Raw genomic sequence first — 14,516 nt, 5'->3', positions numbered from 1 at the left:
GTATTTTATCTCATTATGAGTTTAGAAAAGCAACACTATGCACAGCAACAATAGCAGCAGTTTCTGTTCTAAGTCTGGTTTCTCCTAAAGTAACCGGTTTATATCCCATATTTAGTGCTTTTTCAATCTCTTTAATAGAAAAATCACCTTCAGGACCAATTAATATAGTAGTATTGTTTTTTGTAGTCAATATATCTTTTAGTGATTGCTTTTTAGTTTCTTCACAATGTGCAATAAGTAATTGATCCTTGTTTTCTTTTTGGATAAAATCCGAAAATGAAATTGTAGGATTCATTTTTGGTAAATAACTTTGTAAAGACTGTTTCATAGCGCTTTGTAAAATACGTTCAAAGCGTTCTAGTTTTATAACTTTTCTCTCACTATGATCACAAATGATTGGTGTGATTTCATCAATTCCAATTTCGGTAGCTTTTTCCAAAAACCATTCATATCGATCGTTCATTTTGGTAGGAGCAACTGCAAGATGTAGTCTATAGTTCTTAGGAGTCTTGAGTTCTTTATGTTCTAATTGTATAATACATTTATTAGGGCTGGAAAAAGTTATTACTCCTTTGCAAAGTAAACCTAATCCATTGGTGATCTGAAGTGTATCGCCTTCCTTTTTTCGCAACACTTTAGAAATGTGTTTACTTTCTTCTCTAGAAAACTCAAATTCTCTGGTAGCTTCAGTAATATCTTTACTATAGAATAATTGCATGTTTTGGTTTCAGGTTTCTTATTTATAACAATCCAATTGTCTAATAATCGAATAATCTAACTGTCTATTCAAAACTTAATTCTTGCCTTGGCGACAACACTCATGTCCGTAAAATCTTTTTTAAGATATTTTAGATACCCCACGATTCCTATCATGGCTGCATTATCGGTGGTATATTCAAATTTTGGGACAAAAGTCTTCCAACCATATTTATGTTCTCCTTCTTTCAAGGCTTTTCGGATTCCTGAGTTGGCAGAAACACCACCACCGATGACAATAGATTTTATTCCGGTTTCTTTAGAAGCTTTCTTTAACTTATCAATTAAGATATTTATGATTGTATATTGGATAGATGCACATACATCTTCCAGATTCTCCTTTATAAAGTTAGGATTTTCTTTTACCTGCTTTTGAACAAAATATAACACAGCAGTTTTAAGTCCACTAAAGCTAAAATTCAATCCATCCACACGTGGTTTCGTAAATGGAAATGCCTTAGGGTTTCCGGATTGAGCGTATTTATCGATTAAAGGTCCACCAGGATAAGGAAGGCCCAATATTTTAGCACTTTTATCAAATGCTTCTCCTACAGCATCATCAATAGTTTCTCCAATAATTTCCATATCAAAATGGTCATTGACTTTTACGATCTGGGTATGACCACCACTAATCGTTAAAGCAAGAAATGGAAAATCAGGTTTTTCAAATTCATCTTCATCTATAAAATGTGCCAGAATATGAGCTTGCATGTGATTAACATCAATTAGAGGGATGTCTAAGGCTAAGGCTAATGACTTAGCAAATGAAGTGCCAACAAGTAAAGATCCCATTAAACCAGGACCGCTCGTAAATGCAATAGCACTCAGATCAGAGGTGTCAATATTCGCTTGTTTTATGGCTTGATCAATTACCGGAACAATGTTTTGTTGATGTGCTCTGGAAGCTAATTCAGGCACTACACCGCCATATTGTTCGTGAATTTTTTGTGTGGCTACAACATTTGATAATACTGTACCGTTGCATAATATAGAGGCAGAGGTATCATCGCAAGAAGATTCAATACCTAAGATGTATACATTTTGTGAACTCATTATGAGGAAAAGGGCATAGAAATTGTTAATATTGTCAGCAAAGTTAAAACAATAAAACGTATCAAAAAATTCGGGAAAATATTGAAGAGGGTTTTACTTACCCTTATTTCGCTATTTATACTACTGGTGATCTTATTTTCTATTCCCGCAGTTCAAACTTTTTTTGGTAGAAAAATCACAACGTATCTTAATAAAGAATATGGTGTAGATATAAATGTAGGTCGCTTAGGGATAACGTATTCGGGCGATGTTAGTCTTAAAGAAGTTTTTGTAAAAGATCATCATCAGGATACTTTAATATATGCTAAAAGTATTACCTCCTCAATTCTGAATATTAGAGAAATTTCTAAAGGTCAGCCAGAATTAGGAGATGTAGCTATTGATGATCTCACTTTTAGAATGAAAATGTACAAGGATGAGAGCAGTGATAACTTAATGACTTTTATCAGAAAATTTAATACGGGTAAAACTTCTACATCTAATACAAAGTTTTTATTGACTACCGGAAATGTAACTATGGAGAGTAGTAAGTTTAGTTATGTAGATGAAAATCTTAATTCTCCTAAAATTGTTGTACTTAGAGATATATTTTTAGATGCGGAAAGCTTAAAAGTAGATGGTGAAGATTTTTATATTACAACTAATGTGCTTTCATTCAAGGATCATAGAGGGTTAAATGTTTCTAATCTAAAAACGGGGTTTTCAATCACACCTACTGAAATGAAGTTTCGTGAATTGTTGATAGAAACAGTTGATTCTAAGGTAGAAGGCGAAATTGTGTTTTCATATGAAAGAGGAGGACTTGTAGATTTTGAGAATAATGTTGATATTAATGCTGAATTTACAAAAGCTACGATCTCTACGAATGATTTAATACCTTTTTACAAAGAGTTCGGCAATGATGAAGATCTGACTGTGAGAAATACTACCGTAAAAGGCACTCTTAATGATTTTAAAATATTAAACTCGGACATTACGGGATTGGATAGATCTATAATTCAGGGAGATATTAGAATACGAAATGCAGTGACAAATGGATCTAAGTTTCGATTGGATGGTGATTTAAAGAACTTAACAACTAATTACTATGATCTTGTTAATTTACTACCAAGGATTTTAGGAGAATCATTGCCAAAACAATTATATCAATTAGGAAGTGTAAAAGGTGTAGGCACTACCATTGTTACTATTAAGGATGTTGATGTAGATATGGATTTCTATTCTCAACTAGGGAAGATCAATGCTTTTGTTTTATTAGGAAATCTTGATAATGTAAAAGAAGGAACCTACAATGGAAATGTCATTTCTAATAACTTTAATATAGGGCAATTAGTAGGTAAATCAAGATTAGGAAATGCCGCTTTTGATATCCATGTGGATGGAAGTGGGTTTACACTGGAAAATCTCGATACCAAGTTAGAAGGAGATATAAGAAAACTAGAGTTTAACGGATATACGTATACAAATCTTAATGTGATAGGAAACTTAAAAGATCCTGTTTTTGATGGGAAACTAATTTCTGATGATCCTAATGTAAAATTTAGCTTTAATGGAGTAGCTGATTTATCAGAGGAAATCAATAATTATGATTTTACAGCAAATGTGGATCATATAGATTTAAAGCAGTTAAATATTTTTACCAGAGATAGTATGTCTATTTTCAATGGTGATGTAATAATGAAAATGAAAGGAACTGGAATTAATGATGCTTTTGGTACAATTTCTTTCGAAAAAACATTATACAAAAACCAAAATGCAAGTTACTATTTTGACGATTTTGAAATCACTTCTAGTTTTGACAATCAAAACGTAAGAACGATTACTATGAATAGTCCTGATATTATCGATGGAAGTGTTAAAGGAGTGTTTAGATTCGAGAATGTATATGATTTATTTCGTAATTCTATAGGTAGTTTATATGCTAATTTTGAACCTACAGAGATTACAGATAACGAATTCATGGAATTTAATTTCAAGATCTATAATAAAATTGTAGATGTGTTTTTTCCGGAAATTGAGTTCGCCCCTAATACATTTATCAAAGGTAAGGTAGAAAGTAACGATTCTGAATTTAAGCTAACTTTTAAATCTCCATCAATTAAGGCATTTGATAACTTAATGAAAAAGGTAGATATACAAGTGGATAATAAAAACCCTTTATTTAATACATATGTAGCTATTGATAGCATCGATACTAAGTATTATGATGTGTCTAAATTTAGTCTGATTAATGTGACACTAAAAGATACGTTGTTTATGCGATCAGAATTTAAAGGCGGTAAGAATAATGTAGATGATTATAACCTGGAATTTTATCATACGATTAATGAAGACAATAATTCTGTTCTAGGATTTAAAAAATCTGATTTCACTTTTAAAGGATATACCTGGTATGCAAATCCTAATAGAAGTAAAAGTAACAATAAGATAATTTTTGATAATAATTTTCAAAATGTTGATATTCGATCTATACTGTTAAGACATGAATCAGAGCAAATAAGTGTTTCTGGTATTATGGAGGGTAAAAATAATAAAGACATCAAAGCAACCTTCGAGGATGTAGATTTAAACAAAATTACACCATATATAGAGAACCTAAAATTATCTGGGATAGTAGACGGAGATCTAACGGTGCTTCAGGATAAGGGTGTCTATTTTCCAAGTTCTACTGTAATCATTAATGATTTGGCTGTAAATGATACAGATTTAGGTGAGCTTAGAGTCAATGTTTCAGGTAATGAGTCACTTACACAATACAAAGTGAATACCAAATTGGTGAATAAGAATAATCAAAAAACCCTTTCTGCAATTGGGTCCATTGATGTGTCTAATAATAATCCAGACATGAATATTGATGTAAGTTTGGATCAGTTAGATATGTCTGGATTTAGTGCTTTGGGCGGAATTGTGATATCAGATCTTAGAGGTTTGGTAACAGGTAATGCAAAAGTTACCGGGAGTTATGTGAACCCTTCTATCGATGGGGTCTTAAAACTGAATGAAGCTGGGTTAAAAATTCCATACCTAAACGTGGATCTCGATTTAGATAACGATTCCAGAATTATCTTAAATGAACAGCGTTTTAACTTTGATAATGTGGATATTACAGATACGAAGTATGATACGAGAGGAATTTTAGGAGGATTCATTGGACATCAGCATTTTTCTAAATGGGAGTTGGGACTTAAACTAACTGCTAATGAAAGATTATTGGTACTGGATACAGAAGAGGATGAAGAATCTTTGTATTATGGAACAGGTTTTATCAGTGGTGATGCAACCATTGAAGGCCCTACCGATGGTTTGGTTATCAATGTAAATGCTACGACAGAAGAAGGAACGGTTTTTAAAATTCCATTAAATGAATCCGAATCGATAGGTGATAACTCCTATATCCATTTTTTAAGTCCCGAAGAAAAGAAAGCACGATTAGATGGTAAAGAAATTATATTAAAAGAAATCAAAGGATTAGAACTTAATTTCGATCTGGATGTTAATAATAATGCATTAGTGGAAGTTATTGTTGATAAAAAAACAGGTAGTTCTTTAAAAGGAAGAGGAGCCGGGACATTGCTTATAGAAATCAATACGAACGGTAAGTTTAATATGTGGGGAGATTTTGTAGCATACGAAGGGAGCTATAATTTTAGATATGGTGCGTTGGTTGGTAAAGACTTTACTGTAAGATCGGGTGGAAGTATTAACTGGGATGGTAGTCCTACAAGAGCAAAACTCAATTTAAGTGCAGTATATAAAACTGAAGCGAATCCAGCAGTGTTATTGGAGAATGCTACGATCAATCGAAAAATTCCGGTAGTAGTAGTGGTTGATTTAAATGGAGAATTAATACAACCCGATCCTAATTTTAATATAGAGTTACCAAATTTAAGCTCTGTTGCCAAGAGTGAACTGGAGTATCAATTAGAGGATCAGGCAACAAAAGAATTACAAGCCTTATCGTTAGTTACTCAAGGTCAGTTTTATAGTGGAAACCTGGATCCGACTTTTATAACAGGGAATCTGGTTGAACGTGCAGCAGGATTGGTAAATGGTATATTTTCTGGTGATGATGATAAATTTAGAGTTGGTGTAAATTATGTTCAGGGAAATAGAAATGTTGATCAAGAGGCTGCAGATCAATTTGGAGTTACGGTATCCACTCAGATCAACAATAAAATTCTTATTAATGGTCGAGTAGGGGTTCCAATTGGAGGTGTAAGTGAGTCTGTGGTTACAGGAGATGTTGAGGTAGAATATCTTTTTAATGAAGAAGGGACGTTAAAAGGAAAGATTTTTAATCGTCAAAATGAGATTCAGTTTATCGGAGAGTCTCAAGGGTATAAACAAGGTTTAGGATTATCATACTCTGTGGATTTTAATAATTTTAATGAACTTTGGGAAAGGGTTTTTACTTCTAAAAAGGAAAAGGATACCTTAGTTGTAAAAACTCAAGATACAACCAAAATAGACACACCAGAATTCATTAATTTTACAGATAAAAATAAGTAATTTGATTAAATTTTACACACAATAAATGGCTAGACAAATTAAAACTATCGGAGTAATGACCTCTGGCGGTGATTCTCCTGGAATGAATGCTGCGATACGAGCAGTTGCTCGTGCCTGCTCATATTACAATGTAAAGTGTATTGGTTTTTATAGAGGATATCAGGGAATGATTGAAAATGATTATTGCGAACTGAATGCCAGAAGCGTACGTAATATTATTAGTGCAGGAGGAACGATCCTTAAATCAGCTCGTTCCAAAGAATTTAGAACAGCTGAAGGAAGAAAAAAAGCAGCAGAGAATCTTAAAAACGCTGAAGTTGATGCCATGATATTGATCGGTGGTGATGGCACTTTTAGAGGTGGCGAGATATTTAGTAAAGAGCATGATATTCCTGTTATTGGTGTTCCAGGAACCATTGATAATGATATTGCAGGTACTAATTTTACAATAGGATATGATACTGCGCTGAATACTGTTGTAGAAGCCATTGATAAGATTAGGGATACTGCTAGTTCGCACGATCGCTTGTTTTTTATAGAGGTAATGGGGCGCGATGCAGGATTTATAGCGTTAAATAGCGGAGTAGGAGCAGGAGCAGAGGAAATACTAATTCCAGAAGAAGATTTAGGGCTAGATAGGTTATTAGAATCCTTAAAACGAAGTAAACGTTCGGGTAAATCTTCTAGTATTGTGGTCGTGTGTGAAGGTGATAAAATCGGAAAAAATGTATATGAACTTGCTGATTATGTTACCGAAAATTTACCAGATTATGATGTAAGAGTAACTGTTCTAGGGCATATGCAGCGAGGAGGTTCTCCTTCTTGCTTCGATAGAACGTTGGCAAGCCGACTTTGTGTCAAGGCGGTAGAATCATTGTTAGACGGAGAGGAGAATGTAATGGTTGGGGTACTTAATAATAAGATAGTTTCCATCAATTTTGATGAAGGATTAAAAGAAGATCATAGTATCAACAAAGAATTACTGCGTATTTCGGATATACTCTCTGTATAATGCTAGTTTATTATTCCTAATGATTTACTTTTTGTATCCTTTTCAACAGAATCATTTTTGGATAGAGAAAGCCGGACAATGCTATTTTCTGATGCAATAAGACTGTGACTGATATTAGGTTCTAGCGAAATTATATCTCCTTTTTTAAGAACATACGTTATATTATTAATAAAAAACCCGATTTCCCCTTCGAAAATCTCTACAGTTATAGGAAAAATAGTTTTATGTTTTTTCATTTCTTGCCCTTTTTTAAAAACTATTCTAATCTCTTTAGTGGCATCGTTTTCTATTAATTTCGTGATTACTGGTTTTTCGTCTCCGTAAATAAGATTATTTAATAAGGAAGTTACTTGCATATCAATTGTATTTTTAATTACTACAAAATTAGGAGCGTTTTTCCTTTGATTTTATGAGTTAAATCATAAAACCTAGATAATCCGGGTGGTAGTTTTACGTGTAGAGTTTTTAAAAACCAAAACAGAATTACGAAAAAATAATGTTGATTTTTAGAATAGAAGATAAAATAGTAGGGACTTAAAATACAAAAGCGAGATCTTTTTTACAGTATCTCGCTTTTTAAGGTTTCCAATATTTTTGTACCCAACAATTTTTGGGTGAGCCCGAATTTTTATCGGTCAGTGTTTCCTGAATTCTCATCTTCTATTATCTATGAATAGCATAAGCTGAAGATGCAGGAAGTTCTTTTAAAAAGTTAATAAAAGATGTAGAATCAAACTTGAATTTAAATAGTAAAGTTTTCATAATATATAATTTTAATTGTTATTACTATTTAATAAACAATAGCCGTGCCAAAATTGATCAACATCTGAAAGGTATTGATTTTGCTTATGTTTTGAAGGTGTTTTGATTTTTGTTTATGAAATTAGAAAGTAAAGAATCAGTTCAATTGTCTGATAAATTATGAATACACTGTTCTCTAATTTTCCATATTTCGCTAAATGAAAAATTTAGCTTTTCGGAGATAATCCATTCTTTGATGAAATCTTTATGGTATTTCACCTTATAATCACCTACCTGATCTGGTTGTATGTTTTTTTCAATCATAACATCGTTTTTAATACTTTCAAAATCCGATGAATTTGAGGTGGCGTCAATTGTTTCGTCATTATATCTAAGATAGCAATGTGCTTCTGGAATATATTTCAGATCACTATGCAGAAGTACATTTCCTATTTTAGGAGTATTTGTAACATTCATTTTATAAATTCCTATAATGAGCTCAATATCATGCATCTCATTTAGATCTGCGATTCTTTTTAATAAAGCGTGTTTAGAACTACAGGTTCCTTTATTTTCTGTAATAACTAATGAAGCATCAGTTCTATTGGAATTTCTGCCATAGGGAATGTTTTTTACGTAGTTTACCAGTTCAGACCAAGAGGTGATTCCTTTTTCCGTGATAATTTTAGATAAATGATCTTTTGAACTAATTGTAAAATCAAACATGATTAAAAATAAAAAAACTCAAGTAAAATTCACTTGAGTTTCATCGCATATTTTTTAAACAAGAACTTATTTAACAGCAATCACAGAGATTTCTACATTCACAAATTTTGGTAAAGCAGCAACTGCTACTGTTTCTCTAGCTGGTGCAGTGTTTTCATCAAAATAGTTTCCATATACTTCATTTACTTTTGAAAAATTGTTCATGTCGCTCAAGAAAATAGTTGTTTTAATAACATTTTCGAAAGTCATATCAACTTCATTCAAAATAGCTTTAAGATTTAGCATCACCTGTTCTGCTTCCGTTTTTATATCATCCATAACTAGTTCACCAGTTTCTGGATTAATTGCAATCTGACCAGAGGTGTATAGTGTGTTTCCGTTAAGAATAGCTTGATTGTAAGGTCCTATTGGGGCTGGAGCTTTAGAAGTAGTTATTATTTTTTTCATGATGTGTGAAAGTGTTATTGTTTATTTTGATTTTATGAACTAATTATAGATTCTTCAAACCGTTACCCTGAGCTTCCTCCAGAGGCGGACAGGTGTCGATGGGTCAAAACTATTATTATAACTGTCTGTCTGGTTCTCGTCTTTTATCGTACTTAATATCACTAAGAACTGAAGATTTAATTCCAATAAAAAAGTTCCAAGACGTTCGGTCACTAAAAGGAATCCAGTTAAAACTCATATTCCAGCTATCCAGATCTCTTTGGAATCTGAGGTTGGTATATGTAAACCCTGGATTTTTAAGATCGTATCCAGAAGATACACCTACAGACCATTTAGGAGCTAATTCTACATCACCAGAGAACATAATGGAATGAGAGGATATTTCGTTTTGCCGTGCATTATTGCTATAATTAACCGTATACGATAAACGTAAGGACCAGGGAATTTTATAACTATAATTTTTAACATCCTTTTGTTCTCGATCATTATCGTTTTGTCGATATGTTTGCTCTTCTCTAAAATCTGTTCCTCCACCAAATAGGTTATCTGGCCTACCACCATTTCTTAAGGTTTGGTTGCTTAAAGGGTCTTCATCGGATTTTCCTTTTTCAAAATCTTTGCTAGAGAACGAGTATCCAAAATTAGCACTAGCTCTGGTTAACCTAAACAAACTACCACCATTATTAATGTTCCAAACATCAATTTTACGATTGTTGTTGTCTAATGCATAAGGATCTAACTCTGCACTAAAATTAATGTCTAATTTATTCTGAACGATAGGAATATTTCCAGTTATTGATAGAGGACTAACTTGAAGTGAGTCACCAGCAATATTATAAGCTGTTCGAAAATTTAAATTATTTAGTAGTACCACTTTTTTAGGTTCAGTGGCAGTGGTGTCCCTGCTTCTTACTTTTGCTTCTAGATTATTACTTAAAGAAAAACCTACGCTACTCGAAAAAGTATTACTTGGTGCTCCAAAGAAACCACCTTCAAAACGTGAATATTCAACCACTTCTGCTTCATCAATATCCGGTGTGCTCAGATCATCAGGGATAGTATATTCATCATAGAATTCATTAAAAGCCGGATTGATACTATAACTTATAGAAGGTCTCATCGTATGACGGATCGCTTGTATTTTCTTGTCTTTTTTAAAGTTAAAGGTACCATAAATAGTAGTTCCTAAACTAGCAGAAAAATTATAAGTTCTGTATGCATCAAAACCCGTAATTGTGTCTCTTACTACTTCACCTACGCCGTCATTGGCATCTTCATCAAAACTCTGTTCGATAGTCTCAAACACCCAATTCTCCTGAAAACTTGTTCCCGTAGTAGCACTTAGATATTTAAAGATCTTAAAATTGGTACTGATAGGAATTGTGTGTTGCATTCCTATACTTGCGCCCTGAAACATCTCAGAAGTAAAAAGCTCGTCATCCGTAGTCTGAATTCTATTTTCTCCTCTAAAGTTATATTGCGTGTTGATGTTTTGAATAATTCCTTTTTTAATACCCACTTTTGGCGCAAAAGGAAATATTCGTGATACGCTAGCATTTACATTAGGAAGAGTAAGATTAACTATTCCTGTTTGAGTATTAGAATTATGATTGGCGGCTATATTAAAATTTACTTGCGGATCTCCTTGAAACGTTTTAGCATAGGAAATAGAAGAACTAAGCTGATTGTTTAAGAAATTACCGGTATTTAACTGATTCGTAGATTGCTGAAAAAAGTCACTACTTCCAAAGTTTACCGATGCAGAAAATCTTGAGTTAGGATTTGCTTTTGCATCCTGGTTATGAGTCCACTGAATATTATATGTAGTAGTTCTAGAAAAATCAGGAAAACCTCGTTCACTAGTTAGATTGTTTTCAAACCTAAACCTAAGATTCCCTCTATATTTATAACGTACTGCATATGCAGATTCTGTTAAGAGCGTATAACTACCATTGGTATAGTAATCACCAGTTATTGTTAAATCTGCAAAATCACTTAATGCAAAATAGTACCCACCATTCTGAAGAAAATATCCTCTATTATTTTCTTCTCCATAACTAGGAATAATAAAGCCAGAAGTTCTGTTTTCCTGTAAAGGGAAATACCCAAAAGGTAAGCCAAGAGGTGTTGGAACGTCCGCAATAAACATATTTACAAGTCCTGTTACTATCTTCTTTTTAGGGACTAGTTTTATTCGTCTTGCATAAAAGTAATAATCTGCGTTATCAACATCCTCAGCAGTAGTGAATTTTACATTATTCATATATATAACAGAATCATTCACTCTTTTTGACACTTCTCCTTTAACATTCATTTCACCTTGTTTGGTTCTGGAATTGTAAATAAGTGCTTTTTCTGTGTCAAAATTAAAACGAATAGAATCCGGCTCTACTACATTCTGAGCTTGTTTAAAAATTGGGGTCTGAGAATAGTCACCAACAGAATCCTTAATACCATAGGCATATACTTCGTTTTTAGCATTGTCAACGATAATAAGTCCTGCGTTAATTTGCATTTCACCATATATGATTTCAGCTTCATTGTAGAGATACATTTTGTTTTCTCTACGACTAAGTTTCATATAATCAGTGGATTTGTATTTTACTTTATCCGTCAATAATTGTGGTGGTTCCGCAATGGTGTCCTTCTTGGTGGTATCTTGATCTTTCTCATTCTGAAGTATTTCTGATTTTGGATCTACAGTGTTCTTAGGTATAGAAAGAGTATCCTTTTTAACCGGAACTGGTTTCTTAGTGGTTTTATCAAACTCTTGTGCAGTTGTATAACAAATACAAAATAGTGAAAAACTTAGTGAATAAAGTATGTTACGTACCGTTGTTTGCAATGGTTTAAATCCTATTTTTGTAAAACTATGGCTTAGTTTTTGAAGTGCCAAAATTACATATATTTTTTATGTAGAGATTGTAATTGGTAAAAAAATAAATATTTATATCAAATACAGGGCTCCGACGTTATTGTAAATAAAACTTGTATTGTAATTTCTAAGATCATAACCTTATGATTTTAGAATTATTATACTAAATACGGAAACAATTAGGTAATGTTTCAAGCTAAGTGATAATTTTGTGTAATTATGAAAAAGAAAATAATATATAGCTCCTTGTCGATTGTATTGATTTTTATACTGTCTGCATTTTCTATATCAGTAGCTCCGGATAGTTATAAGGAAAAGTTTGTCGTGGTTTTGGATGCTGGACATGGTGGACATGACCCTGGAAACAGAGGTAATGGTTATAAAGAGAAGGATATCTCTCTTAAAGTAGTATTAGCAGTTGGAACGGCTTTAGAAAAGGACGATAGATTTAAAGTAGTATATACTAGAAAGGATGATAAATTTATCGAATTACACGAGAGAGGAAGTATAGCAAATAAAGCAAAGGCAGATCTATTTGTATCTGTTCATTGTAACTCTCATCATTCTCAAGCATATGGAACAGAAACATTTGTATTAGGATTGCATGCTAATGATGAAAACTTTAATGTAGCGAAAAATGAAAACTCTGTTATCTTAATGGAAGATAATTACGAGGCAAACTATGATGGTTTTGATCCGAATTCTCCAGAATCTATTATAGGATTAACATTAATGCAGGAAGAATATCTTGATCAAAGCCTTACGCTAGCAAGTTTTGTGCAGAATAGATTCAATAAAACATTAAAACGAAAAAGTAGAGGAGTAAAACAAGCTGGTTTTGTTGTATTACACCAGACATATATGCCAAGCGTGCTTATAGAATTAGGATTTCTTACTAATAATAAAGAAGGGAAATATCTTAATTCTAAAAAAGGTCAGGAAGAAATGGCGAAATCTATAATCAAGTCAATCGTAGATTATAAGGAAAGCCTGGATGCAGCGTATTATGTGCCGGAACCTGAAATCCCAGAAACAGTTAACAATGATTCAATAACACAAATGGTGGGAGAGGAATTATATGATGATATAATTTTTAAAGTTCAGATTGCAGCCGGTTCTAATGATATTGAGCTTGACCCGAAAAATTTTAATGGATTGAATCAATTGTCCAAAGTTCAGTTTGGTGAGTTACATAAATACTACTTCGGAAACACCTCTAATTATAATTTAATCAAGGAGTTAAAAGGTGTAGCTGTAGAGAAAGGGTATACCTCTTGTTTTGTGGTTGCATTTAAGGATAATGAATTAATTCCACTTACAGAAGCGTTAAAAACAGATACTTCATCGAATTAATCTAAATAAATACTGATAATTCGTTCGTTAATAATCTTTAGAAGTATTTTTTTTATTCTAAATTTGTGTCCTAAACATATGCTATTTTGAAATTTACTCGCGAAGTTAAAACAGGAATTTTAGCACTGTCTGCTATAGCACTTTTGATTTTTGGTTATAGTTTTTTAAAAGGTAAAAACCTTTTGAATGATGATAGGACTTTTTATGCTATATATGATAATGTAGAAGGTTTAATACCTTCTTCTGCTGTTACCATAAATGGTCTAGTAGTCGGTAAAGTCATTTCTATAGGTTTTGCTGATACTAACGGGAAACTGTTGGTTAAATTTAATGTTAATAGTAATTTTTCTTTCTCTAAAAATAGCTTGGCAAAGGTTTATGGAGGAGGTTTAATTGGAGGCAAAAGCCTTGCAATAGAGCCTATTTATGAACAAGGATTGGAAGCAAAAGATCAAGACACGCTTCCAGGAAAAGTAGAAGCAGGTCTTTTGGAATTGGTAAATGAACAGTTAACACCACTTCAGCTCAAATTAGAATCCGCAATAAAAGATGCGGATACGTTATTAACTTCTGTAAATGAAATTTTATCTCTTGATAATAAAAATAATCTGAATTCTATATTTAAAGACCTAAGTATTACGGTTAGAAACTTCAAAGGCGCATCTGGAGCGTTGAACAATATTTTGTCAGGTAATGAAGGGAAGCTAAACAGTACGCTTTCTAATCTCGACGAAATGTCAACGAATCTTAACCAATTCTCGGATTCCTTATCAAAGGTTAACATAGGTAAGTTGGTTAATGATTTAGACAGTGTTTTAGCTAATTTCGAAAAAATCTCTAAAGATTTAGAAGTTGGAAACGGAACTGCGGGTAAGCTACTTAAGGATGATAAATTATATGGTAATTTAGAAAAAGCCAGTAAAGAACTAGAATTATTACTTCAGGATCTTCGATTAAACCCAACGCGATATGTGAATGTCTCTGTCTTTGGGAAAAAGAATAAACCGTACGTAAAACCAACAGATTCAATAAACTAACTACTAC

10 protein-coding genes are annotated in these 14,516 nt (G+C 32.7%); 4 read left to right on the top strand and 6 right to left on the bottom strand.

Going from position 1 to position 14,516, the window contains the following annotated elements; translation table 11 throughout:
* Positions 1-13 precede the first annotated feature (13 nt).
* Entirely contained in the window at positions 14-718 is a 705-nt protein-coding gene (locus tag Q0910_RS26520) for a 16S rRNA (uracil(1498)-N(3))-methyltransferase (protein ID WP_299223353.1), read from the bottom strand.
* A gap of 68 nt (positions 719-786) precedes the next feature.
* Entirely contained in the window at positions 787-1,809 is a 1,023-nt protein-coding gene (gene tsaD, locus Q0910_RS26515; protein WP_299223351.1) for a tRNA (adenosine(37)-N6)-threonylcarbamoyltransferase complex transferase subunit TsaD, read from the bottom strand.
* Between the two features lie 81 nt (positions 1,810-1,890).
* Here tsaD and Q0910_RS26510 point away from each other — a divergent pair, with 81 nt between their 5' ends.
* Together Q0910_RS26510 and pfkA are read left to right on the top strand one after the other, a co-directional pair.
* Complete coding sequence (locus Q0910_RS26510) at positions 1,891-6,318, top strand: translocation/assembly module TamB domain-containing protein (protein ID WP_299223349.1); 4,428 nt, start codon at positions 1,891-1,893, stop codon at positions 6,316-6,318.
* Between the two features lie 25 nt (positions 6,319-6,343).
* Positions 6,344-7,330, top strand: coding sequence for a 6-phosphofructokinase (gene pfkA, locus Q0910_RS26505; RefSeq protein WP_299223347.1), 987 nt, complete (start codon positions 6,344-6,346; stop codon positions 7,328-7,330).
* Positions 7,331-7,332: 2 nt separating this feature from the next.
* On the opposite strand, the gene Q0910_RS26500 is transcribed toward pfkA, so the two are convergent.
* The 4 genes from Q0910_RS26500 to Q0910_RS26485 form a co-directional block, all read right to left on the bottom strand.
* The gene (locus tag Q0910_RS26500) at positions 7,333-7,686 is read right to left on the bottom strand and encodes a cupin domain-containing protein (protein ID WP_299223345.1); all 354 of its coding nucleotides are present in this window, start codon (positions 7,684-7,686) and stop codon (positions 7,333-7,335) included.
* Positions 7,687-8,233: 547 nt separating this feature from the next.
* The gene (locus Q0910_RS26495) at positions 8,234-8,797 is read right to left on the bottom strand and encodes a hypothetical protein (RefSeq protein WP_299223343.1); all 564 of its coding nucleotides are present in this window, start codon (positions 8,795-8,797) and stop codon (positions 8,234-8,236) included.
* 66 nt (positions 8,798-8,863) lie between these two features.
* Positions 8,864-9,244 (bottom strand): RidA family protein, encoded by a 381-nt coding sequence (locus Q0910_RS26490; protein WP_299223341.1) that lies wholly within the window; start codon positions 9,242-9,244, stop codon positions 8,864-8,866.
* 115 nt (positions 9,245-9,359) lie between these two features.
* Positions 9,360-12,140 (bottom strand): putative LPS assembly protein LptD, encoded by a 2,781-nt coding sequence (locus Q0910_RS26485; protein ID WP_299223339.1) that lies wholly within the window; start codon positions 12,138-12,140, stop codon positions 9,360-9,362.
* Between the two features lie 198 nt (positions 12,141-12,338).
* Here Q0910_RS26485 and Q0910_RS26480 point away from each other — a divergent pair, with 198 nt between their 5' ends.
* Entirely contained in the window at positions 12,339-13,472 is a 1,134-nt protein-coding gene (locus tag Q0910_RS26480) for an N-acetylmuramoyl-L-alanine amidase (RefSeq protein WP_299223337.1), read from the top strand.
* A gap of 86 nt (positions 13,473-13,558) precedes the next feature.
* Positions 13,559-14,509 carry an MlaD family protein gene (locus Q0910_RS26475; protein WP_299223335.1) on the top strand — a complete coding sequence of 317 codons (951 nt, stop codon included), beginning with the start codon at positions 13,559-13,561 and terminating at the stop codon, positions 14,507-14,509.
* The last annotated feature ends 7 nt before the right edge of the window (positions 14,510-14,516 follow it).

Source organism: uncultured Aquimarina sp. (assembly GCF_947495315.1).
In the GTDB taxonomy this organism is placed as follows: domain Bacteria; phylum Bacteroidota; class Bacteroidia; order Flavobacteriales; family Flavobacteriaceae; genus Aquimarina.
The sequence above is the reverse complement of the archived record's forward strand: the minus strand, read 5'-3'. Positions and strand labels throughout refer to the sequence as shown.

Excerpts from the sequence above, each read along its gene's own strand:
- Q0910_RS26520 (WP_299223353.1), bottom strand. The coding sequence starts at position 718 with ATGCAATTATTCTATAGTAAAGATATTACTGAAGCTACCAGAGAATTT.
- tsaD (WP_299223351.1), bottom strand. The coding sequence starts at position 1,809 with ATGAGTTCACAAAATGTATACATCTTAGGTATTGAATCTTCTTGCGAT.
- pfkA (WP_299223347.1), top strand. The coding sequence starts at position 6,344 with ATGGCTAGACAAATTAAAACTATCGGAGTAATGACCTCTGGCGGTGAT.
- Q0910_RS26500 (WP_299223345.1), bottom strand. The coding sequence starts at position 7,686 with ATGCAAGTAACTTCCTTATTAAATAATCTTATTTACGGAGACGAAAAA.
- Q0910_RS26495 (WP_299223343.1), bottom strand. The coding sequence starts at position 8,797 with ATGTTTGATTTTACAATTAGTTCAAAAGATCATTTATCTAAAATTATC.
- Q0910_RS26490 (WP_299223341.1), bottom strand. The coding sequence starts at position 9,244 with ATGAAAAAAATAATAACTACTTCTAAAGCTCCAGCCCCAATAGGACCT.
- Q0910_RS26480 (WP_299223337.1), top strand. The coding sequence starts at position 12,339 with ATGAAAAAGAAAATAATATATAGCTCCTTGTCGATTGTATTGATTTTT.